General features: G+C 62.9%; 19 protein-coding genes. 10 read left to right on the top strand and 9 right to left on the bottom strand.

Annotated features, from left to right (window positions below):
• Positions 1-98 precede the first annotated feature (98 nt).
• A complete protein-coding gene (locus C1896_18570) occupies positions 99-2360 on the bottom strand; it encodes a sensor histidine kinase (protein AZZ46740.1) in 2262 nt (753 codons plus the stop codon).
• Positions 2361-2691: 331 nt separating this feature from the next.
• Between C1896_18570 and C1896_18565 the strand changes: the two genes are divergently transcribed.
• Positions 2692-2922 carry a hypothetical protein gene (locus C1896_18565; protein ID AZZ46739.1) on the top strand — a complete coding sequence of 77 codons (231 nt, stop codon included), beginning with the start codon at positions 2692-2694 and terminating at the stop codon, positions 2920-2922.
• Positions 2923-2986: 64 nt separating this feature from the next.
• On the opposite strand, the gene C1896_18560 is transcribed toward C1896_18565, so the two are convergent.
• Together C1896_18560 and C1896_18555 are read right to left on the bottom strand one after the other, a co-directional pair.
• Positions 2987-3514 (bottom strand): inorganic diphosphatase, encoded by a 528-nt coding sequence (locus C1896_18560; protein AZZ46738.1) that lies wholly within the window; start codon positions 3512-3514, stop codon positions 2987-2989.
• A gap of 138 nt (positions 3515-3652) precedes the next feature.
• Complete coding sequence (locus tag C1896_18555) at positions 3653-4465, bottom strand: zinc-dependent peptidase (GenBank protein AZZ46737.1); 813 nt, start codon at positions 4463-4465, stop codon at positions 3653-3655.
• A gap of 142 nt (positions 4466-4607) precedes the next feature.
• On the opposite strand from C1896_18555, the gene C1896_18550 reads away from it, so the two are divergent.
• Positions 4608-5036, top strand: coding sequence for a hypothetical protein (locus tag C1896_18550; protein ID AZZ46736.1), 429 nt, complete (start codon positions 4608-4610; stop codon positions 5034-5036).
• A gap of 47 nt (positions 5037-5083) precedes the next feature.
• On the opposite strand, the gene C1896_18545 is transcribed toward C1896_18550, so the two are convergent.
• The 5 genes from C1896_18545 to C1896_18525 all read right to left on the bottom strand — a co-directional run bounded on the left by C1896_18545 (position 5084) and on the right by C1896_18525 (position 10623).
• A complete protein-coding gene (locus C1896_18545) occupies positions 5084-5893 on the bottom strand; it encodes an ethanolamine ammonia-lyase (protein ID AZZ46735.1) in 810 nt (269 codons plus the stop codon).
• The gene (locus C1896_18540; protein ID AZZ46734.1) at positions 5890-6093 is read right to left on the bottom strand and encodes a hypothetical protein; all 204 of its coding nucleotides are present in this window, start codon (positions 6091-6093) and stop codon (positions 5890-5892) included. Before C1896_18540 ends, C1896_18545 begins: the two co-directional genes overlap by 4 nt.
• Positions 6090-7484: an ethanolamine ammonia lyase large subunit gene (locus C1896_18535; GenBank protein ID AZZ46733.1), complete on the bottom strand. Its 1395-nt coding sequence runs from the start codon at positions 7482-7484 to the stop codon at positions 6090-6092. The genes C1896_18540 and C1896_18535 overlap by 4 nt, the downstream gene beginning before the upstream one ends.
• Before the next feature lie 9 nt (positions 7485-7493).
• The gene (gene eat, locus C1896_18530) at positions 7494-8945 is read right to left on the bottom strand and encodes an ethanolamine permease (GenBank protein ID AZZ46732.1); all 1452 of its coding nucleotides are present in this window, start codon (positions 8943-8945) and stop codon (positions 7494-7496) included.
• A gap of 157 nt (positions 8946-9102) precedes the next feature.
• Positions 9103-10623: an aldehyde dehydrogenase gene (locus tag C1896_18525; protein ID AZZ47732.1), complete on the bottom strand. Its 1521-nt coding sequence runs from the start codon at positions 10621-10623 to the stop codon at positions 9103-9105.
• Positions 10624-10838: 215 nt separating this feature from the next.
• On the opposite strand from C1896_18525, the gene mpl reads away from it, so the two are divergent.
• From mpl to C1896_18505, 4 genes are all read left to right on the top strand, one after another.
• Positions 10839-12188: a UDP-N-acetylmuramate:L-alanyl-gamma-D-glutamyl-meso-diaminopimelate ligase gene (gene mpl, locus C1896_18520; protein AZZ46731.1), complete on the top strand. Its 1350-nt coding sequence runs from the start codon at positions 10839-10841 to the stop codon at positions 12186-12188.
• 121 nt (positions 12189-12309) lie between these two features.
• Complete coding sequence (locus C1896_18515) at positions 12310-12939, top strand: UbiX family flavin prenyltransferase (GenBank protein AZZ46730.1); 630 nt, start codon at positions 12310-12312, stop codon at positions 12937-12939.
• Positions 12940-12982: 43 nt separating this feature from the next.
• Positions 12983-13282: a YceK/YidQ family lipoprotein gene (locus C1896_18510; protein ID AZZ46729.1), complete on the top strand. Its 300-nt coding sequence runs from the start codon at positions 12983-12985 to the stop codon at positions 13280-13282.
• Positions 13283-13405: 123 nt separating this feature from the next.
• Positions 13406-15235, top strand: coding sequence for a cell division protein FtsH (locus tag C1896_18505; protein AZZ46728.1), 1830 nt, complete (start codon positions 13406-13408; stop codon positions 15233-15235).
• Between the two features lie 12 nt (positions 15236-15247).
• On the opposite strand, the gene queG is transcribed toward C1896_18505, so the two are convergent.
• Positions 15248-16339, bottom strand: a complete 1092-nt coding sequence (gene queG, locus C1896_18500; protein AZZ47731.1) for a tRNA epoxyqueuosine(34) reductase QueG — start codon at positions 16337-16339, stop codon at positions 15248-15250.
• 192 nt (positions 16340-16531) lie between these two features.
• Between queG and C1896_18495 the strand changes: the two genes are divergently transcribed.
• The 4 genes from C1896_18495 to C1896_18480 are packed head-to-tail and all read left to right on the top strand — an operon-like array spanning position 16532 to position 21802.
• Positions 16532-18031: a bifunctional ADP-dependent NAD(P)H-hydrate dehydratase/NAD(P)H-hydrate epimerase gene (locus C1896_18495; GenBank protein AZZ46727.1), complete on the top strand. Its 1500-nt coding sequence runs from the start codon at positions 16532-16534 to the stop codon at positions 18029-18031.
• Positions 18019-18489: a tRNA (adenosine(37)-N6)-threonylcarbamoyltransferase complex ATPase subunit type 1 TsaE gene (locus C1896_18490; GenBank protein AZZ46726.1), complete on the top strand. Its 471-nt coding sequence runs from the start codon at positions 18019-18021 to the stop codon at positions 18487-18489. Before C1896_18495 ends, C1896_18490 begins: the two co-directional genes overlap by 13 nt.
• 17 nt (positions 18490-18506) lie before the next feature.
• Entirely contained in the window at positions 18507-19928 is a 1422-nt protein-coding gene (locus tag C1896_18485) for an N-acetylmuramoyl-L-alanine amidase (GenBank protein AZZ47730.1), read from the top strand.
• Entirely contained in the window at positions 19925-21802 is a 1878-nt protein-coding gene (locus C1896_18480; GenBank protein AZZ46725.1) for a DNA mismatch repair endonuclease MutL, read from the top strand. Before C1896_18485 ends, C1896_18480 begins: the two co-directional genes overlap by 4 nt.
• Positions 21803-21804: the final 2 nt, after the last annotated feature.

Genomic DNA, 21804 nt, shown 5'->3' with positions numbered 1-21804 from the left:
TCTGGGCACAGGCGCATACGCTGCGTATCGATGAACTGAAAAGCCGGCCATGGGCCGGCTTTTTCGTTGTCAGGGTAGTCGCCGGAGCGAACCGGTACTCAGCGACGGCTGAGCAACGGCACCACGGTGCGCGAGCTAGGGCGACCTAGTGTTTCGCTGATGGCCACGCTAAGCGTGTGCTGTGTGAACGGCTTTGCCAGTGTGTGCACAGGGCGGCCTTCTTCGGCCAGTTCTGCGTAGCCGCTGACCAGTAGGATCGGCAGCTCCGGTCTCTCGCCCCTAACGATCTTGGCCAGCTGGGTGCCCGTCATGCCTGGCATCATCTGATCGGTGATCAGGATGTCAAAAGCTCGCTGCTGGCGCAGAACGCTAAGCGCGGCCTCGCCACCATCGACACTGGTGACCTGATGGCCCATGTCCTCGAGCAGCGCGGCGGTGTTGGCTAGCACCAGGGGGTCGTCGTCCACAATGAGGATTGTCAGCGCCGGTACGGGGGGCAAGGCGGGCTCGACTTTGTCATCCGAGGCTGCCACGCCCCGCTGATCGGAGACGCCTAAGGGTAACCACAGCTCGATAGTCGTTCCCGTTTCTGGGCTGCTTTCGATTGTCAGACTCCCGCCCGACTGTTCGACTAGGCCGTGTGCCATCGATAGACCAAGGCCCGTACCCTTGCCCGGTCCCTTGGTGGTGAAGAAGGGTTCCGTGGCGCGTGCGAGCGTTTCCTGGCTCATGCCGATACCGGTGTCACGCACGATCAAGGCGACGTATTCCTGCATGCCTTCCGATGCCGCGCGCAGCTGCCCCTCGATGCAGATGGTGCCGCCCGTTGCCATGGCATCCCGAGCATTGACTACCAGGTTGATCAGCACCATTTCGAGCTGGTTCGCATCCACGTAAGCCGGCGGCAAGCTGAGGGGGAACCGAGTTTCGATGTTGATATTGGTGTTGACAGAGCGGCGTAGCAGCTCGCGCATGTTCAGCACCAGGTCTTGCAGCACGACCGAACTGGGATTCAGCTCTTGTTTGCGCGCGAATGCCAGCATTCGCTGCACCAGGCTCGCACCGCGCTGTGTCGCCAGCAACGCGTTGTCGATCAGGGGGGCTGTACGCGTCGTGTCGTGCGGCAGCCGCTTGCGAAGCAGTTCAAGATTTCCGCCTACTACTGCAAGCAGGTTGTTGAAGTCATGAGCGATGCCGCCGGTGAGCTTACCGATGGCTTCCATCTTTTGCGCCTGACGCAGCGCCGCCTCGGCGTGGCGGCGTTCAGTAATGTTCACCAGGCCACCTATGATGAGAGGGCCTTGGGTTGTCTGTTCGAGCCGGGTTGAGGCCAGGACGTCGATGAACGCACCCGCTCGGGCCACCAGTCGGTACTCGGCGTTAAGGCATTCGCCTGTTTTCAATAACGCGGGCCAGTCCTGGCTAAGCATCTGCCGTGCGGAACGCTCGGTCATGAAGTTGATCAGCGGCCGGCCGATGACGTCCTCACGTCGATGGCCCATCAACACCAACCAGGCATCGCTCACCGATTCCAGCCGACCCTGTTCGTCCAGCGAATGCAGCGGCAACGGCGTCTTGCTGTACAGCTCGCGAAATCGCTCTTCACTCTGGCGCAGCGCTGCGGCTTCGCGCTCGCTGAGGCTCGCCATGCGCCTGTCGTACATCGATGCAGTAAGCCCCAGAAAAAGCACGACGAAGGTCGACCCGGCAACCGCCAGCGCTAGCGTCAGCAGGTCCAGGCCACCACCCGGAAGCGCTGGCGTCGCATCGTCCAGCGGCGTGAAATGTGCACCAGCCATCGCGGAGTAATGCATACCCGCCACGGCGAAGCCCATGGCAACAGCCGAGATGGCCTGCAGCGACAAGCGCCGGCTTCGAGTGGAGAGCCAGAGTGCAACGGTAGCTGCGCCGATGCCGATGCAGAACGAGATGGTCACCCACAGCGGGTCATAGGAAAGCTGCGCATGCATCGTCATCGCAGCCATACCCATGTAATGCATTGCGCCGATCCCGAGCCCCATGAACAGGCCGCCAATTCCCAGCGTGGTACGAGTCAGCCCGCGGCTGGCCACAGCCAAAAAGCTTACGGCTGTCACGACGATGGGGACGACCAGCGACCAGAGCGTCAGGGGTATGTCGTATCGAATCTGCATGCCGGGCATGCCGAACGCGAGCATTCCGACAAAGTGCATCGACCAAATGCTGCCGCCCATGCACACAGCCGCTGCGCATAACCAGGCGTGGCGAATCCAGTCTGCCGAGGCACGAGCTCGGCTGGCCAGGTCCAGCGCGGTGAAAGAGCCTGCGATCGCGATCAGGATGGACAGGCTTACCAATGCGACGTTGTAGGTGGTGGTCATCGCAAATCCAATATGACTTAGAGCTGTTTCTTAGGTATTGCACGGGATGACAAGTAAAACCATGCCGCTAGTCTAACGGTCATTGCCCACGGTTCTACGAGATCACCTCTGATAGACAGTCCGCAGCGGGTTTTGTGTGATCTGGTGTCGATACTTCGTCGGGCAGGTTGCTGTCGCCGGCTGATCGTTGACCTGCGGCGTGCTCAAGCTTCGTTTGAGGCGTGCGGCAGACGCGTGTCCAGCTGTAACGTCTCGCGCAGGTGATGTCTACCTTCGCTACAAGCGGTAAGGACTGGTAAGTGCCGGTCAATTTGAGGGCGCAGGAGCAACAATGCGCTACAGCGCCAACGAGAGCCGCGTAGCCGGCGATGTCGCCACCAATGCACGTAGTGGCTGGCCTCTGCTGGATAGCGATCAGCGCTGGGAGGCTCATTTGGGCGTCGTTAACCTGTTCGGCCGCGACTACTACGACAATCTGCGAATCAACGGCGGCTTCGGTCGTATTACGAACCCGCGCCGGGGCGGACGGTTTAACGCCGGGAGCAAGCTCACGTTCAAATGAGGTAGTACGAAAATCGAGGCATAAAAAAGCCGGCTTGTGGCCGGCTTTTCTTCAGTGCTTCGGCTTACTTCTGATAAGCCTCGGCAGCTTTGATGATGGCGGCGCGGGCGGCGTCGGCGCCTTCCCAGCCTTCGACCTTGACCCACTTGCCCTTCTCGAGATCCTTGTAGTTCTCGAAGAAGTGCTTGATCTGCTCGATCAGCAGCGGCGGCAGGTCGGTGTATTCCTTCACGTCCACGTACAGCTGGCTCAGCTTGTCATGCGGGACGGCAATCAACTTGGCGTCGCCGCCGGCTTCGTCGGTCATGTTCAGCACGCCCACTGGACGGCAGCGGATGACGGAGCCTGGGGCAACTGGGTAGGGCGTCACGACCAGTACGTCTAGCGGGTCGCCATCGTCGGCCAGGGTGTGAGGGATGAAGCCGTAGTTGGCCGGGTAGAACATCGGCGTGGCCATGAAGCGGTCGACGAACAGGCAGTCGGTGTCGTGATCGATTTCGTATTTGATCGGCGCGTGGTTGGCCGGGATTTCGATGGCGACGTAGATGTCGTTTGGCAGGTCTTTGCCGGCCGGGACTTTGCTGTAGCTCATGAACATTGCTCCGTGGTCGGCCGAGGCGGCCTGGGGCGAAAAAAGTGGGCGCGATTATAGGCGCAGTGTCGGGCGTTTTGCCATGCCGGGCGTAGCGGACTTGGCTGGCACGTCATGCGCGCATTCGACGGCCCCAGGTCAGTGAGGTTCCGCGTAGTCGGGATGGCTCGTTTGCAGGTCTCGAAGACGCGTCAGTGGGTCCTGGCGGTAGAAGGCCTGGAGCTGGGCGTACACCTCGGGATAGCTCTGGTGCAGCAGATCCGGCGCGCTGAAGAAGTATTCGCTGGTGACGGCGAAGAACTCGGCCGGATTTTCGGCGGCATAGGGATCAATGTCGGTATGGGCGTCTGGGTTGGCGTCCAGCGTTCGGTTGAGCCTGTCATAGGCGCTTTGCATCGCCGTCGCCCAGCTCTCGATATGCATGTTGGCGTGCAGTGGCGGAAGGCCGTTGGCATCGCCGTTGAGCATGTCGAGCTTATGCGCGAGCTCGTGGATCACCAGGTTGTAGCCTTCCCAGCTGCCGCTTTCCTTAACCCCGGGCCAGGCCAGAATGACAGGGCCCTGCAGCCAGGCCTCACCGCTGTGCTGGCCGTCCCACTCATGCACCACGCCGGCCGAGTCGCGGTGCTTCTGCGGGCTGTGAAAGTCGCCCGGGTATATCACGATTTCATGGAAGCCTTGGTACCAGTCCAGATCGGCCAGATGCAGCAGCGGCAGCTGCGCTTGCGCGGCCAGGCGCAGGCGATCTGCCGGCTGCAGTTCGACGCCGGGCAGGGCGGTCAGGCGCTTGGCATGCAGAAACAGGAGGCTGCGCTCACGCAGGCGCTCGGTTTCCTCCTGGGTCAAGCCGTCGAGGATCGGCAGGCTGTCCAGTATGCGCTGCCAGAGGGCAGGTTCGATGGCGAGGCGGGCGAGGATGCGTTTGCGGCGCCAATCGCGAAATGACCACATGAAAAAGCCTCCAGCCAGGGGGCGACAACCTTAAGCGGGGTGCGGACCATCGGCAAGCTGTCGGGTCGTCATCGAGTCGCCGCTTCGCTATGGTGGGTCGAGGAGGCGGCGCTTCCGCTCCCAACCTGACATTGGAGGCAGCATGAATGATTCGAAGACATCATCCAGACCCGCGATGATCAATCCGCCTGGTCTGTACGACCCGGCGCCGAACGGTTACTCCCATATCGCGATGGTGCCTGCTGGCGCGCGGTTGGCGTTCATTGCCGGGCAGGGCGGGGAGACCGAGGACGGTCGGCTATCGGATGACTTTCGTGAGCAGGTGCGGCAGGCCATGGCCAACCTGCTGATCGGCATCGAGGCGGCCGGTGGGGAGCCTGCGCAGGTCGCAAAACTGACGGTGTTGATCGTCGATCACAGCGAGCAGCGGTTGGGCGTGCTGGGAGAGGAATTGGAGCGGGCGTTCGGCACGGAGATGAAGCCAGCCTGCACCCTGATTCCAGTGCCACGGCTGGCGCTGGATGGAATGCTGTTCGAAATCGACGCGGTTCTGGTGTTGCCGGGAGCCTGAGCGGCCGCTCGGTGACTCGGCTTGCAACGTATCGAATTTGCTGCGGTTCAACCCAGCAGGAAGTTGCCGGTCTTCGGCTTGTCGTCGTCGAGGCTGAGCACTTCCGCTTCGTCCTTCAGCGTCACCCCTGAGAGTTGGCGGCGGCAGGCTTCGCGCATCAGGTGGATCAGGCGGTGCGCGGCTAGGTTGTAGTTCAGGCCCTCCAGGCGGATGTTGGAGATGCAGTTGCGATCGGCATCGGTACGGCCGACCTTCGGGTCGTAGGTGAAGTACAGGCCGAGGCTGTCCGGCGAGCTCAAGCCTGGGCGTTCGCCCACGAGCATCACCACCATCTTCGCCTTGAGCCGCTCGCCCACTTCATCGCCCAGCGCGACACGGCCCTGTTGCACCAGGCTGATGGGGGCGAGGCTCCAGCCATCCTTTTCGATCTGTTCTTCGATGCGCTGAAGCAAGGGTAGGGCGTGGCGCTGGACGGCGAGCGCTGACAGGCCATCGGCAATGACGATCGCCAGGTCGTAGCCCTCGGCGTGTTCAGTGGTGTGGTCTGTCAGCTGTTCGGCGGAAGGCTCGTCCAGCCGTCGTCCCAGGTCCGGGCGCTGGAGGTAAATGTAGCGGTCAGCGGCTGCGGAGCGCAGTTGCAGGGTCCTGAACCCTTTGTCCTGAAGCTGATGAGCCAGTTCTTCGGTGTCGAGGGATAGATGCACGGCGTCGCGTGCCTGCGCATGAGCGAACTGGAAATCCAGCTGGGCATCGGTGGGCAGGCTGGTGCCCGCACGACCCAAAGCGATACGCGCCGGGGTGAGGTGGCGCAGGTGGCTCCAGGGGTTGGTAATGGCGGTGGGCGGGCGCGTGCTCATTGCTGTTGCTCCGTGATGCTCCGGGCGTGCTGATTGGATAGCGCTAGGTGGTTGTGATCGCCAGCAAGCTGGCTCCTACGAGAAGCAGGGCTGTGCAGGACCTGTAGGAGCAAGGGGGACGCCCAGTCCTCGCTGGCGATCCGATGCATGCACCTGGCCGATTCAGCCACCAATGGGCCGCTATGACTAAACGGCCTCATGCCATCCGCTCCAGCGCCTGGCGAAAGGCGGGCGGGAGCTGTTCACCCATCCGCAGCCGTCCGCCGTCCTGGCGCAGGATGTCCATCTTCGCCAGCCATTCCTCGAACTCTGGCGCTGGCCTGAGCCCCAGGCTCTGGCGCAGATAGAGCGCGTCGTGGAACGAAGTGGTCTGGTAGTGGAGCATCACATCGTCCGAGCCCGGGATGCCCATGATGAAGTTGATACCGGCGGTACCAAGCAGGGTCAGCAGCACATCCATGTCGTCCTGATCGGCTTCGGCATGGTTGGTGTAGCAGATGTCGCAGCCCATGGGCACGCCGAGCAGCTTGGCGCAGAAGTGATCTTCCAAACCGGCGCGGATGATCTGCTTGCCGTTGTAGAGGTACTCCGGGCCGATGAAGCCGACCACGGTATTGACCAGTAGCGGCTTGAATTTGCGCGCCACGGCGTAGGCGCGGGCCTCGCAGGTCTGCTGGTCGACGCCATGGTGCGCGTTGGCCGACAAGGCGCTGCCCTGGCCGGTCTCGAAGTACATCAGGTTATCCCCGACCGTGCCGCGATTCTGCGACAAACCGGCCTCGTAGCCCTCCTGCAGAACCGCCAGGTTGATCCCGAAACTGCTGTTCGCCGCTTCGGTGCCGGCGATGGACTGGAACACGAGATCCAGCGGCGCGCCACGGTTGATCGCTTCGATGGAGGTGGTGACGTGGGTGAGAATGCAGCCCTGGGTCGGTATGTCGTAACGCTGGATGATGGCGTCGAGCATCTTCAACAGGTCGCAGATGCCGCTGGTGCTGTCGGTGGCCGGGTTGATGCCGATCACCGCGTCGCCGTTACCGTAGAGCAGCCCGTCGACGATGCTGGCGGCGATCCCGGCGGCTTCGTCGGTGGGGTGATTGGGTTGCAGGCGGGTGGACATGCGCCCGCGCAGGCCGATGGTGTTGCGAAAGCGGGTGACGACGCGCACTTTCTGCGCGACGAGGATCAGGTCCTGTACGCGCATGATCTTCGACACTGCAGCGACCATCTCGGGTGTCAGGCCAGGCGCGAGCGCCTTGAGCGCAGCCTCGTCGGCGTCATCACCCAGCAGCCAGTTGCGAAAATCGCCCACGGTCAGATGGCTGACCGGGGCGAAGGCGTCGGTGTCGTGGCCGTCGATGATCAGCCGGGTGACTTCGTCGGTCTCGTACGGGATCAACGCCTCTTCGAGAAAGCGCTTGAGCGGGATCTGCGCCAGGCACATCTGTGCGGCCACGCGCTCGGCGTCGCTGCCCGCTGCGACTTCCGCGAGGAAATCACCGGAGCGCGCCGGGCTGGCCTTGGCCATTACCTCGCGCAGGCTGTCGAAGCGCCAGTTAGTGCCGCCTACGCTGTGCGTGTATCCCGCCATACAGCCCCCTTATTTGTGCAACGCCGCCTCGGCACTCTCGATCGCCGCGAATTCCTCTTCCGGCGTGCCAGCCACCAGATGATGACGGCTGTAGATCGCGAAGTAGGCGATGAAGACGCCATAGATCACCGCGGCGGCAATGACCACCCGTGGGTCGACGAGGAAGCCCGCCACCACTGCGATGCAGGCCAGCACCAGCGCGACGCCGGAAGTCAGTACGCCACCGGGCGTCTTGTATGGGCGATGCAGGTCCGGACGGCGCATCCGCAGCACGATATGCGAGGCCATCATCAGCACGTAGGAGATGGTTGCGCCGAACACAGCGACCAGAATCAGCAGATCGCCCTGGCCGGTGAGCGAGAGCAGGAAGCCGATCACGCCGGGGATAATCAAGGCCATAACCGGCGCCTTGTTCTTGTTAGTCAGCGACAGTTTGCGCGGCAGGTAGCCAGCCCGTGACAACGCGAAAATCTGCCGGGAGTAGGCGTAGATGATCGAGAAGAAGCTGGCGATGAGGCCGGCCAGCCCGACCAGATTGACGAAACCGCTCATCCAGGTGGACGACCCGTAGGCGGTGGTCAGCGCCTCGACTAGCGGATTGCCGGATTCCACGAGGGTGCTGGAGCCAGCCCCGCCAGGCCCGACCAACAGGATCAGGCCGGCAAAGGCCACCAGAATCAGCATGGCACCGATCAGCCCACGCGGCATGTCGCGCTGCGGGTTCTTGGTTTCCTCGGCGGCCAGCGGTACGCCCTCGACCGCAAGGAAGAACCAGATCGCGTAAGGGATAGCTGCCCAGATGCCCACATAGCCATAGGGCAGAAAGCTGCTGGCGCCGGCGGCGGTGGTCGGCGCGATGTCGAGCAGTTTATCGACCGAGAAGTGCGGCACCATCGCGACGATGAAGACGCCCAAGGCCAGCGCAGCAATCGCGGTGATGATGAACATCAGCTTCAACGCCTCGCCGACGCCGAAGATATGGATGCCAATAAAGATGATGTAGAACGCCAGGTAGATCGCCCAGCCGCCAATGCCGAACAGCGATTCGCAGTAAGCGCCAATGAACACGGCGATGGCTGCGGGGGCGATTGCGTACTCGATCAGGATCGCCGTGCCGGTGAGAAAGCCTCCCAGCGGGCCGAAGGCGCTTCGGGCGAAACCATAGCCGCCGCCTGCTGTGGGAATCATCGAAGAGAGTTCGGCGAGTGAAAAGCACATGCACAGGTACATGGTCGCCATCAGCAGCGTGGCGATGAACAGCCCGCCCCAGCCGCCCTGAGCGAGGCCGAAGTTCCAGCCGGCATAGTCGCCGGAAATCACGTAGGCGACGCCCAGGCCCACCAGCAGCACCCAACCGGCGGCGCCTTTCTTCAGTTCGCGTTCCTGGAAATAGGTGCTGCCAACTGCTTCGAAATCGATGGCGTGGGAAGGGGGTGTTGCACTGCTGTGTTCGAGAGCCATGGGAATCATCCTTTGATGGGTTCGGGTACGGCAGGATCGTTAAAGCAAGCGCTGTGCCTTTGCGGTTTCTACTGCGTTTGGGGACCTCTTGAGTGAAAAGGCAGCCACGCGTGCACCAGCCCGACGCCTTGCGGCGTGGGCGGGCACTGTTTATGGGCTAGAAGAACCCGAGAGGATTGATGTCGTAGCTGATCAGCAGGTTCTTGGTCTGCTGGTAGCTGTCGAGGATCATCTTGTGGGTTTCGCGACCGACGCCGGACTTCTTGTAGCCACCGAACGCCGCATGCGCCGGGTAGAGGTGGTAGCAGTTGGTCCACACGCGTCCGGCCTTGATCGCCCGGCCCATGCGATAGGCGCGGTTGATGTCGCGGGTCCAGACGCCTGCACCCAGGCCGTACTCGGTGTCATTGGCGATGGCCAGGGCTTCGGCTTCGTCCTTGAAGGTCGTGACGCCGATGACCGGGCCGAAGATTTCCTCCTGGAACACACGCATCTTGTTGGTGCCCTTGAGCAGGGTCGGCTGGATGTAATAGCCGGTGGCGAGCGAGCCTTCGAGTTTCTCCACGCCGCCGCCAGTGAGCACTTCGGCGCCTTCCTGCTTGGCGATTTCCAGGTAGGACATGATCTTGTCGAACTGCTGCTGGCTGGCCTGAGCGCCGACCATGGTGTCCGTGTCCAGCGGGTCGCCGCGCTTGATCTGCGCGACCTTCTTCATCACCGCTTCCATGAACGGCCCGTAGATCGACTCCTGCACCAGCGCCCGCGACGGGCAGGTGCAGACTTCGCCCTGGTTGAAGAAGCCCAGTACCAGGCCTTCGGCGGCTTTCTCGATGAACGTCGGCTCGGCCTGCATGATGTCTTCGAAGTAGATGTTCGGGCTCTTGCCTCCCAGCTCAACGGTGCTCGGGATGATGGCCTCAGCGGCGCGCTTCATGATGTGCGAGCCCACCGGGGTGGAGCCGGTGAAGGCGATCTTGGCGATGCGCTTGCTGCTCGCCAGGGCTTCGCCGGCTTCGCGCCCGTAGCCCTGCACCACGTTGAGCACACCCGGCGGCAGTAGGTCGCCGATGACTTCCATGAGCACGGCGATCCCGAGCGGCGTTTGCTCGGCCGGCTTCAAGACCACGCAGTTGCCCGCGGCCAGCGCAGGGGCGAGCTTCCAGGCGGCCATGAGAATCGGGAAATTCCAAGGGATGATCTGCCCAACCACGCCCAGCGGTTCGTGGAAATGATAAGCCGCGGTGTGCTCGTCGATCTCGGCGGCGGTGCCTTCCTGCGCGCGGATGCACCCAGCGAAGTAGCGGAAGTGGTCTGCAGCCAATGGGATGTCGGCGTTCAGGGTTTCACGCACGGCCTTGCCGTTATCCCAGGTTTCGGTGATGGCAAGCATTTCGAGGTTCTGCTCGATACGGTCGGCAATCTTCAACAGGACCAGCGAGCGCGCCTGCACGCTGGTTTTGCCCCAGGCATCGGCGGCGGCATGCGCGGCATCCAGGGCTTTTTCGATGTCGGCGGCGTCGGAGCGGGGGAATTCGGCGATAGGCTGGCCGTTTACCGGGGACAGGTTGGTGAAGTATTGCCCGTTGGCCGGCTCGACGAACTCGCCGTTGATGTAGTTGCCGTAACGGGACTTGAAGGAAACGACAGCGCCTTCGCTGCCGGGATGGGCGTAACGCATGATGAGTCTCCGGGACTTGTAATTGTGTTGGACTGCTGTGATCCAGCGTAGAACAAAGTCCGTTCGTCGGCTGGCGAGGCGACGTGCGGTGTACCGCTGGTCGGGCATTGGCAGCGCCAGTGCTGTGCTAATCTGCGCCGCAGTTTTCGGCGCCGACAGGCGTGGCTGTGCCGCCTGATCCGATTGCCCGGCGCGGCGCTTTTCAGAGGTCATTCATGCATATCCATATTCTCGGCATCTGCGGCACCTTCATGGGATCGCTCGCAGTGCTGGCCAAGGAACTGGGCCACCGCGTCACCGGCTCGGACGCCAACGTCTACCCACCCATGAGCACGCAGCTCGAAGCCCAGGGCATCGAACTGACGCAAGGCTACGAGCCCAGCCAGCTCGAGCCGGCGCCGGATCTGGTAGTGATCGGCAATGCGCTGTCGCGCGGCAACCCGGCGGTGGAATACGTACTCAACAAGGGCCTGCCCTATGTGTCCGGCCCGCAATGGCTGGCCGATCACGTGCTGCAGGGGCGCTGGGTGCTGGCGGCTGCTGGCACGCACGGCAAGACCACCACCAGCAGCATGCTCGCCTGGGTGCTGGAACACGCCGGCATGAGCCCGGGTTTTCTCATCGGCGGTGTGCCGCAGAACTTCGGCATCTCGGCGCGCCTGGGCGGTACGCCGTTCTTCGTGGTCGAGGCCGACGAATACGACAGCGCCTTCTTCGACAAGCGCAGCAAGTTCGTCCATTACCGTCCGCGTACGGCGATCCTGAACAACCTGGAATTCGACCACGCCGACATCTTCCCGGACCTCGCGGCCATCGAACGGCAGTTCCACCATCTGGTGCGCACCGTCCCCAGTGAAGGCCTGATCATTCATCCCGAGTCTGAAACGGCGCTCAAACGTGTCATCGGCATGGGCTGCTGGACGCCGGTGCAGACCACCGGCGAAGGCGGGCAATGGAAGGCCAACCTGCTCAGCGCCGACGGTTCGCGCTTCGAGGTGATCTTCGAGGGCGCCGTACAGGGTGTGGTCGACTGGGAGTTGACTGGCCTGCACAACGTCAACAATGCACTGGCCACCCTGGCGGCGGCGCGCCATGTCGGCGTGCTGCCCAAGCAGGGCGCCGAGGCGCTGAGTGAGTTCTTGAGCGTCAAGCGGCGCATGGAAAAGGTCGCAGAAGTCAACGGCGTGACCATCTACGACGACTTCGCCCATCACCCAACCGCCATTGCCACCACGCTCGACGGCTTGCGCAAGCGCGTCGGCGATACGCCCATCATTGCCGTGGTCGAACCGCGCTCGAATTCGATGAAGCTCGGCGCTCACCGCGAGGGCCTGGCCGAATCGGTGGCGCTGGCCGATCAGGCGATCTGGTACGCACCGCCGAATCTCGGTTGGGACCTGGCGGCCACCGTGGCCGGCTCGCCTGTGGAAACGACTGTGTGCGACTCACTTGAGTCGATCATCGCCAAGGTCAAAGCCGATGCCACGCCGGGTACTCAGGTGGTGGTTATGAGCAACGGTGGTTTTGGTGGGTTGCACAAGAAATTGGCCGAGGCGTTGGCGTAAATCCGCTTTGGTGGGCTGAAGCGGAGCGCCGCCCGGCCCACCCTACTTCGGTGACCATCGACGCCCGTAGGGTGGGCTTCAGCCCACCAAAAACGACAAAGCAATAACAAGGAAACAGATAATGAGCGGCCCCGAACGCATCACCCTGGCCATGACCGGAGCATCCGGCGCGCAATATGGCTTGCGCCTGCTCGACTGCCTGATCCAGGAAGACCGCGAGGTCCATTTTCTGATTTCCAAGGCGGCGCAACTGGTGATGGCAACCGAGACCGATGTCGTGCTGCCGGCCAAACCACAGGCCATGCAGGCGTTTCTCTCTGAATACACGGGTGCCGCGGCCGGGCAAATCCGTGTGTTCGCCAAAGAAGACTGGATGGCACCACCGGCATCCGGTTCCGGCGCACCGACTGCCATGGTGGTGGTGCCGTGCTCGACCGGCACCCTATCGGCAATCGCCACGGGCGCCTGCAACAACCTGATCGAGCGCGCCGCGGACGTGGCGCTCAAGGAGCGTCGCCAGCTGATTCTGGTGCCTCGCGAAGCACCGTATTCGAGCATTCACCTGGAGAACATGCTCAAGCTGTCCAACCTCGGCGCCACCATCCTCCCGGCGTCTCCGGGCTTCTATCATCAGCCGCAGACCATCGACGATCTGGTGGATTTCGTGGTCGCGCGCGTCCTCAACCTGCTCAACATCCCGCAGGACATGCTGCCGCGCTGGGGCGAGCACCATATCGTCAGCGACGATTAAGCACGGCCGCACCTGCGTTCGCCCAACCCATGAGGAAGCGCCGATGAAACGATCGACTATCCGGCTCGGCTCAACGCTGGCGCTCGTCCTACTGCTCTCCGGTTGCGCCACGGTGCGCACCCTCGATGCTGCCAAGCCCGGCGCGCCCGTCGTCTACTCCGGCACTCGCCTGGACTGGTACAGCCTCAACGGCGGTTGCTGTCCGCTGGACCGTTTCGGTGCCGAGCCACCCAGGCATGCAGCCATCGACCTGCCGGCCAGCGCGTTGCTCGACACGCTGCTGTTGCCCTTCGCTCTGGCTGCGGTGCTCGGCATCGGGCTTGGTGTCAGCGGCGGCCTCTGAAGTGCCAGAGGTGGCAGTTAGGTTGGCTATTACTGATCTGAGTCCAGCGCGGCTGTTCTGAAGGAGGCATAGTCACCGGTAGCCAAAACGTGTGCGCTTGGTTGGCGATACAAGGAGAGCAGGGTGAAAGAGAAAGCCGGATTTCATGTCAGCTATTGGATGTTCGCCGTCCTGGCGTTTCTCGGCATCCAGTACCTGCTGACGGCACAGCAGGAAGTGGCGACGATCCCTTACAGCGAGTTCGAACAGCACCTCAAAGACGGACGCATCGATGAGCTGGCGATCACCGAGCGGCGTATCGAAGGGTCGTTCAAGGAACCCTTGCCCAGCGGCCAGCGACGCTTCGTCAGCAATCGCGTCGAACCGCAGCTGGCCGAGCACCTGCAGCAATATCCGGTGCGCTACACCGGCAAGGTGGAAAGCACGCTGGTGCGGGACCTGCTGTCGTGGATCGTTCCGGCCGTGTTGTTCTTCGGCATCTGGCTGTTCCTCATCCGTCGCCTCGGCAGCGGCCTGGGTGGCGGCGGCATGATGCAGATCGGCAAGAGCAAGGCGCGGGTTTACGTCGAGACCGACATGAAAGTGAGCTTCGCCGACGTGGCCGGCGTCGACGAGGCCAAGGACGAGCTGAAGGAAATCATCGAATTCCTGCGTGATCCGAAAACCTACGGCCGCCTCGGCGGACGCATGCCCAAGGGCGTGCTGCTGGTCGGCCCGCCCGGCACCGGCAAGACGCTGCTGGCGCGAGCCGTGGCCGGTGAGGCAAGGGTGCCGTTCTACTCCATTTCTGGCTCAGAGTTCGTCGAGATGTTCGTCGGGGTGGGCGCGGCGCGGGTACGTGACCTGTTTGAACAGGCGAGGGCCCAGGCGCCGGCAATCATCTTCATTGATGAACTGGACGCCCTTGGCCGCGCTCGTGGCGCCGGGCCGATGTCCGGCGGGCACGACGAGAAGGAGCAGACGCTCAACCAGTTGCTGGTGGAGATGGACGGTTTCGATACGTCCAGTGGGTTGGTCTTGCTGGCCGCCACCAACCGGCCGGAAATTCTCGACCCGGCATTGCTACGTGCCGGCCGGTTCGACCGTCAGGTGCTGGTGGATCGGCCGGACAAGGTCGGGCGGGTGCAAATTCTCGACGTGCACTTGAAAAAGGCGCGGCTGGACACCGATGTCGATCCCCAGGCCATCGCCGCGCTGACGCCAGGGTTCACCGGCGCAGACCTGGCCAATCTGGTCAACGAGGCGACGCTGCTGGCGACCCGGCGCAATGCCGAGGCGGTGGCCATGACAGATTTCACCGCCGCCATTGAGCGCATCGTCGCCGGTCTGGAGAAGCGCAACCGTTTGCTCAACCCGCGCGAGCGGGAAATTGTCGCGTATCACGAGATGGGCCACGCACTGGTCGCCATGGCGCTGCCGGGTGTCGATCCGGTGCACAAGGTCTCGATCATCCCGCGCGGCATGGGCGCGCTGGGCTATACCATCCAGCGGCCCATCGAGGACCGCTTCCTGATGACCCGCGAGGAGCTCGAAAACAAGATGGCCGTGCTGCTCGGCGGGCGCGCAGCGGAGTGGCTGGTGTTCGCCCACCTGTCCACCGGTGCGGCGGACGACCTGGCCAAGGTCACCGATATTGCCCGGGCCATGGTCACCCGCTACGGCATGTCCCGGCGGCTCGGGCACATGGTGTTGGAGCGCGAGCCCAGTTCTTTCCTGGGCAACGAAGCGATGCTCGGCCTCAAGCCGCAGCATGATTACGCGGAAAGTACCGCCACGGCCATCGACGAGGAAGTACAGGAACTGGTGCAGGCATCCTTCCAACGCAGCCTGACGCTGCTCGAAGCGCGCCGAGAGCTGCTGGAGCGCAGCGCTCAGCGACTGCTGCAACAGGAGACCCTGGACGGGGAGGCGTTGCTTGAATTGAGTGCCGCCACAGTGGTTGCTCCGGCGTAACCTGTGTGCCGGCTAATCCTTGGTATGCGGAAGAGCCGGAGGCCGTTGCTCATGCTGCGCCAGCGCCCATTGGACATGCTCGCGCACCAGCTCAGAGGGGTCGTCGCGGCGTGCCTGCAGTGCTTCGAGTACCGGAATGCTCGATGGCGCGTTACCCAGCCCCACGGCGAGATTGCGCAGCCAGCTCTGATAGCCGGTGCGGCGCAGGGGCGAACCCTCGGTGCGGCTGAGAAACTCTTCTTCGGTCCAGCGGAACAGCGTTGCCAGCTCGGCGTTGTCCAGGCTGTGACGTGGCTGGAAGTCGGTCTGCTGGGTTGGCTTGGCGAAGCGATTCCAGGGGCAGACGATCTGGCAGTCGTCGCAGCCGAACACGCGGTTACCGATCTTCGACCGTAGCTCGACGGGGATCGGGCCTTTCAGCTCGATGGTCAGGTAGGAAATGCATTTGCGCGCATCCAGCACCCGTTCGCCGACGAACGCATCCGTTGGGCAAACGTCCAGACAGGCATGGCAACTGCCGCAATGGTCGCGATCGGTTGGCTCGTCGACGGGGAGGGCGATGTCGACAAACAACTCGCCGAGAAAGAACCAACTGCCCGCCTTGCGGTTGAGAACCAGGGTGTTCTTGCCGATCCAGCCGAGGCCGGCCTGCTGCGCCACCGCCTTTTCCAACACTGGCGCGCTGTCGACGAAGGCGCGAAAGCCGAAGGGGCCGATCACGTGCTGGATGCGCTCGGCCAGCTGTTGCAGGCGTTTGCGGATCAGTTTGTGATAGTCCCGGCCTAGCGCGTAGCGCGACACATAGGCTTTTTCGGGCTGCGCCAGTTGCTCGGCCATGCGGGTGTCGCCGGGCAGGTAGTCCATGCGCAACGAGATCACCCTTAACGTGCCTGGCACCAGTTGCTCCGGGTGGGAACGTTTGCTGCCATGGGCAGCCATATAGTCCATCTCTCCTTGATAGCCGGCCGCTAGCCAGCGCTCGAGGTGCGCTTCATGCTCGCCCAGATCGACGCCAGTAATGCCGACCTGCTGAAAGCCAAGCTCGCGGCCCCACTCCTTGATGGAGTCGGCAAGAGCGGCTGGGTCGAGGGTGGTGCTGGACATGGCGTAGAGTCGTCGGCGTTGCTGCAATGTAAGGGCGGGCTGCGGTTTTGCCTGGCGAACCGGCAGCTGTTGAACCCGCCGCGCAGCTCGCTCTCGGGCGGCAATCTTTTCTATCAATCCGCCGCCGACTCGCCACGGGCGGCCGGGTAGGCGCATGCGTATAATTCTGCCAGATATTCGCACGGGTGATTCATGTCCCAGACCACCGATACACTTCCCAGTCCTCTCTACTCTGCCGCTAAGGTACGTGAGCTCGACGCCCGGCTGATCGCGGCGGGGACGCCTGGTTTCGACCTTATGCAGCGTGCCGCCCATGCCGCCTGGCGCGCATTGCGCCGACGTTGGCCGGACGTTGAGGAAATCACCGTGTTGGCCGGGCGCGGTAACAACGCCGGCGATGGGTATCTGATCGCAGCGCTGGCGCAGCGTGCCGGTCGTAAGGTTCGGGTCATTGCAGTCGGCGATCCTCTGCAATTACAGGGCGATGCCGCACAGGCCTTTGCTGAAGCGCGGGCAGCCGGCGTCAGCGTGACGCCTTGGACGTCCGATGCCGATCTGCGCGGTGTGCTGGTCGATGCGCTGCTAGGCACTGGGATCACCGGAGAGGTTCGCGAACCCTACGCGAGCGTCATTCGCGCAATGAACGACAGCGCGCTGCCGATCCTTGGGGTCGACCTGCCGTCGGGGCTGTGTGCCGACACGGGGCATCTGCTCGGGGAGGTTGTGCGGGCCGAGCTGACTGTGACCTTTATCGGCCTCAAACTCGGTCTGTTTACTGGCCAGGGTCCGGATCGAATCGGAACGCTGATATTCGATGATCTGCAGGCCGATGCGCAGGTCATCGACCAGATCGAGCCGTCCGCCCTGCGCTTGTGCGAGGCGAGCTTGCCGACCCTCGCACCCCGGTCGCCAACTGCTCATAAAGGAAGCTTTGGTCAGGTGCTGGTCATCGGTGGCGATCTCGGCACTGGCGGCGCCGCGTTGCTCAGTGCCGAAGCTGCACTGCGCTGTGGTGCCGGCATGGTGACCCTGGCGACACGCCCGGAACATGTCACCGCCTCGCTGGTCCGGCGCCCGGAAATCATGTGCAGCGGCGTCGAGTCGACTTATGCATTGACGGCGCTGGCCCAACGGGCCGATGTTCTGGTGATCGGGCCAGGTCTGGGGCAGGCCCCGTGGGGGCGCAGCTTGCTGTCGCTGGCACCGCAATGTCACGTTCCGCAGGTGTGGGACGCCGATGCGTTGAATCTGCTAGCAGCCGGCGCGGTGGACCTTCCTAGCGATTGCTTACTCACACCGCATCCCGGTGAGGCCGCACGATTGTTGGACATCTCTGTGGCCGAGGTGCAGGCCGATCGACCAGCCGCCGCGCGCGCTCTTGCTGCGCGCTTCGGTTGTGCCGTACTGCTCAAGGGCGCTGGAACCCTGATCGCCGACCGCGACGGCCGGCTTGCACTGTGTGATCGCGGGCATCCAGCTATGGCCAGCGCGGGGCTCGGCGATGTGTTGGCGGGTGTGGCTGGTGCATTGCTGGCGCAGGGGCTGGCGCCTTTCGAGGCGGCCTGTCTTGCTGTCTGGCTGCATGCGGTGGCGGGTGAGCGTCTTGGTGCCGCAGGCCGAGGGCTGGTTGCCGCCGATCTGATCCCGATGGTCCGCCAGTTACTCGAGGAGCATTCGCCATGTCTGACGTAACGCTGTTTGCTGCCGACGAAGATGCCATGCTGTTGCTGGGCGCGCGCATCGCTCAGGCAACCGGCGGTCGGGGCGTGATTTATCTGCATGGCGACCTCGGCGCCGGTAAGACCACACTGTCGCGCGGGTTGATTCGTGGGCTTGGGCATGAGGGCAAGGTTAAGAGCCCGACCTTTACCCTGGTCGAACCCTATGAAACCTCGGCTGCACGAGTGTTCCATTTCGACCTTTACCGTCTTGTCGACCCTGAGGAACTGGAATTTCTGGGCGTTCGCGACTATTTCGAAGGGGACGCTCTGTGCCTGGTAGAGTGGCCGGAACGTGGCGCCGGTATTTTGCCAAAGGCTGACCTGGACATTACCATTACGCCGCACGGGGCCGGTCGTATGCTGCGCCTGACGCCACAGGGCGAGCGCGGTGAAGGTTGGTGTTCCATCCTGACCGTCGGCAATCAATGAACATCATGGGGTTGGGTATGCGCATGCGCGCGCTGGTGAGTGGTTTGGCATTGATGTTCGCGGCCACGCAGGTTCTGGCAGCTTCCGACGTCCAGAGCGTGCGTCTATGGCGAGCGCCTGACAACACGCGGTTGGTCTTTGACCTGTCCGGTCCGGTCCAGCACAAGGTGTTCACTCTGACGGCGCCGGATCGCATCGTCATCGATGTCGATGGCGCCAATCTGGCCAAGCCATTCGATCAGCTGCCGCTGCAGAACACGCCCATTTCTGGATTGCGCGCAGCGAAATACGACGCCGACACCTTGCGGGTGGTCATCGACCTGAGCGCCGAGGTTTCGCCAAAGAGCTTTACGCTCACGCCGAACCAGCAATACGGCCATCGGTTGGTCGTCGACCTGTTCGACAATGCTGCCGATGCGGCAGCGGCATCCACTGCCAACGTGCCGGCGACCTCCACGCCGAGTACCCCGACTGCACCCGTTTCGCCGACCCTGTCGGCGATCAAGTTGCCTCCACTGCCAAGCAGCAAGCGCGATATCGTCGTGGCGATCGACGCTGGGCATGGCGGAGAAGATCCGGGCGCTATCGGTCCGGGCAAGGTGTATGAGAAAACCGTTGTGTTGGCTCTGGCCAAAGAGCTGCAGCGCCAGATCAACGCCGACAAGGGCTTTCGCGCCGAGTTGGTGCGCACCGGTGATTACTTTATCCCCTTGCGTAAACGCACCGAGATTGCCCGCAAGAAGGGCGCTGACCTGTTCGTCTCCATTCATGCCGATGCGGCGCCGCGGTCGTCAGCCTATGGTGCTTCGGTGTTTGCATTGTCGGATCGCGGCGCGACATCGGAGACTGCGCGGTGGCTGGCCGACAGCGAAAACCGGTCTGACCTGATTGGCGGCGCCGGCAATGTGAGCCTCGGCGACAAGGACCAGATGCTAGCCGGCGTGTTGCTGGACCTGTCGATGACTGCCTCGTTGTCTTCCAGTCTCAACGTCGGACAAAAGGTGCTGAGCAACATGGGCCGAATCACGCCTCTGCACAAACGCCGCGTTGAGCAGGCCGGGTTCATGGTGCTGAAATCACCCGACATCCCTTCGATCCTGGTGGAGACCGGATTCATTTCCAATCCATCCGAGGCGCGCAAACTACAGACTGCGGCCCATCAGCAGGCGCTCGCGCGTTCCATCCATAGTGGGGTGCGACAGTTCTTCCATGAAAATCCCCCGCCCGGCACCTACGTTGCCTGGATGCGCGACTCCGGCAAAATCGCCAGCGTGGCTCGCGAGCATGTCGTCCGTTCTGGCGAAAGCTTGGCGCTGCTTGCCGAGCGCTATCAGATCAGTCTGCCTGCGTTGCGTAGCGCCAATAGCTTGAAAAGCGACGTGATCAAAGTCGGCCAAGCGCTGAACATCCCCGCTACCACGCTGGCCTCGCAGCCATGATCGAGGCAGCGCGCATCCAGCTGCTGAGTCCGCGGCTGGCGAACCAAATTGCTGCGGGTGAAGTGGTCGAGCGGCCGGCTTCGGTGATCAAGGAGCTGCTGGAAAACAGCCTCGACTCCGGTGCCACCCGTATTGAAGTGGACGTTGAACAAGGCGGGATAAAGCTGCTGCGGGTGCGCGATGATGGTTGTGGAATTCCAGCCGATGACTTGCCGCTGGCCCTGGCTCGGCATGCGACCAGCAAGATCCGTGACCTGGAAGACCTTGAGCGTGTCATGAGCCTGGGTTTTCGGGGGGAGGCGCTGGCGTCGATCAGTTCGGTCTCCCGATTAACGCTGACGTCGCGTACGGCTGATGCTGCCGAGGCCTGGCAGGTCGAGACTGAAGGTCGGGACATGGAGGCGCGCGTTCAGCCAGCTGCCCATCCGGTCGGAACCTCGGTCGAGGTGCGCGACCTGTTTTTCAACACGCCTGCACGTCGTAAGTTCTTGCGCACTGAAAAGACTGAGTTCGACCACTTGCAGGAAGTGATCAAGCGGCTGGCACTGGCGCGGTTCGATGTCGCCTTCCATCTTCGCCACAACGGGAAGGTGGTGCTTGCGCTGCATCCGGCCAGTGATCCTGCGTCTCGGGGGCGCCGCGTCGCGTCGGTGTGCGGCCCCGCCTTTCTGGAACAGGCGTTGCCGGTCGAGATTGAGCGCACCGGTCTGCATCTTTGGGGCTGGGTCGGTTTGCCGACGTTTTCCCGTAGCCAGGCGGATCTGCAATATTTCTATGTGAATGGACGCATGGTGCGCGACAAGCTGGTCGCCCATGCAGTGCGGCAGGCTTACCGCGACGTATTGTTCAATGGTCGACACCCGACCTTCGTGTTGTTCCTCGATGTGGACCCAGCAGTGGTGGACGTCAACGTCCATCCGACCAAGCATGAGGTTCGCTTTCGCGACAATCGCATGGTGCATGATTTCCTCTACGGCACCTTGCACCGCGCGCTCGGTGATGTCCGTCCCGAGGATCAGCTGGCCGCGCCAGCCAGCGTGGCGCCGGTAACCACGGTTTCTGGTCGTGATGCCGGAGAATTCGCCGGACAGAACGAAATGAGCCTCGCTGCCAGCGCGCTGGATCAGCCAGCGGCAGCACAGCCTGCCTGGCGCGGTGCCGGCGCTGGCTATCAGGCTCCTCGGCCGATGCCGACTGGCAGCGTTTCAGAAGCGCAGGGTGCCTACCGTGAGTTCTTCTCGCCATTGGCAGACGTGACTGCTGCGGCCCTGCCGGAAAGCCAGGATGACGTGCCGCCGCTTGGCTACGCACTGGCTCAACTCAAGGGTATCTACATTCTCGCCGAAAATGCCCAAGGTCTAGTTCTGGTGGACATGCACGCCGCCCACGAGCGGATCATGTACGAGCGGCTGAAAACGGCAATGGCCAGCGAAGGTCTGCGTGGTCAACCGTTACTGGTGCCCGAATCGATCGCCGTCAGTCAGCGTGAAGCAGATTGTGCCGAAGAACATGCACAGTGGTTCCAGAGGCTTGGTTTTGAGTTGCAACGGCTGGGTCCTGAGAGTCTGGCGATCCGCCAGATTCCCTCCCTGCTCAAGCAGGCCGAAGCGACCCGGTTGGTACAGGACGTGCTGGCCGACCTGCTTGAATACGGCACTAGCGACCGAATCCAGGCGCACCTCAACGAGCTGCTTGGCACCATGGCATGCCACGGTGCGGTGCGTGCAAACCGACGCCTTACCGTGCCGGAGATGAACGGCCTATTGCGTGACATGGAGCAGACCGAGCGCAGTGGCCAGTGCAATCACGGCCGCCCGACCTGGACCCAGCTGGGCATGGCCGACCTGGATAAGCTCTTCCTCCGAGGGCGATAGTT

The organism is Pseudomonadaceae bacterium SI-3 (assembly GCA_004010935.1).
Classification (GTDB): Bacteria; Pseudomonadota; Gammaproteobacteria; order Pseudomonadales; family Pseudomonadaceae; genus Stutzerimonas.
Note: the sequence above shows the minus strand (reverse complement) of the source record. Positions and strands in the feature narration are given on the sequence as shown.

Bases quoted from the DNA above. Each gene is read 5' to 3' on its own strand.
- C1896_18480 (AZZ46725.1), top strand. From the start codon at position 19,925: ATGATCGAGGCAGCGCGCATCCAGCTGCTGAGTCCGCGGCTGGCGAAC.
- C1896_18515 (AZZ46730.1), top strand. From the start codon at position 12,310: ATGAGCGGCCCCGAACGCATCACCCTGGCCATGACCGGAGCATCCGGC.
- C1896_18525 (AZZ47732.1), bottom strand. From the start codon at position 10,623: ATGCGTTACGCCCATCCCGGCAGCGAAGGCGCTGTCGTTTCCTTCAAG.
- queG (AZZ47731.1), bottom strand. From the start codon at position 16,339: ATGTCCAGCACCACCCTCGACCCAGCCGCTCTTGCCGACTCCATCAAG.
- C1896_18510 (AZZ46729.1), top strand. From the start codon at position 12,983: ATGAAACGATCGACTATCCGGCTCGGCTCAACGCTGGCGCTCGTCCTA.
- C1896_18570 (AZZ46740.1), bottom strand. From the start codon at position 2,360: ATGACCACCACCTACAACGTCGCATTGGTAAGCCTGTCCATCCTGATC.
- C1896_18565 (AZZ46739.1), top strand. From the start codon at position 2,692: ATGCGCTACAGCGCCAACGAGAGCCGCGTAGCCGGCGATGTCGCCACC.
- C1896_18550 (AZZ46736.1), top strand. From the start codon at position 4,608: ATGAATGATTCGAAGACATCATCCAGACCCGCGATGATCAATCCGCCT.
- C1896_18485 (AZZ47730.1), top strand. From the start codon at position 18,507: ATGCGCATGCGCGCGCTGGTGAGTGGTTTGGCATTGATGTTCGCGGCC.
- C1896_18495 (AZZ46727.1), top strand. From the start codon at position 16,532: ATGTCCCAGACCACCGATACACTTCCCAGTCCTCTCTACTCTGCCGCT.
- C1896_18535 (AZZ46733.1), bottom strand. From the start codon at position 7,484: ATGGCGGGATACACGCACAGCGTAGGCGGCACTAACTGGCGCTTCGAC.
- C1896_18490 (AZZ46726.1), top strand. From the start codon at position 18,019: ATGTCTGACGTAACGCTGTTTGCTGCCGACGAAGATGCCATGCTGTTG.
- C1896_18560 (AZZ46738.1), bottom strand. From the start codon at position 3,514: ATGAGCTACAGCAAAGTCCCGGCCGGCAAAGACCTGCCAAACGACATC.
- C1896_18540 (AZZ46734.1), bottom strand. From the start codon at position 6,093: ATGAGGCCGTTTAGTCATAGCGGCCCATTGGTGGCTGAATCGGCCAGG.
- C1896_18555 (AZZ46737.1), bottom strand. From the start codon at position 4,465: ATGTGGTCATTTCGCGATTGGCGCCGCAAACGCATCCTCGCCCGCCTC.
- C1896_18545 (AZZ46735.1), bottom strand. From the start codon at position 5,893: ATGAGCACGCGCCCGCCCACCGCCATTACCAACCCCTGGAGCCACCTG.
- eat (AZZ46732.1), bottom strand. From the start codon at position 8,945: ATGGCTCTCGAACACAGCAGTGCAACACCCCCTTCCCACGCCATCGAT.
- mpl (AZZ46731.1), top strand. From the start codon at position 10,839: ATGCATATCCATATTCTCGGCATCTGCGGCACCTTCATGGGATCGCTC.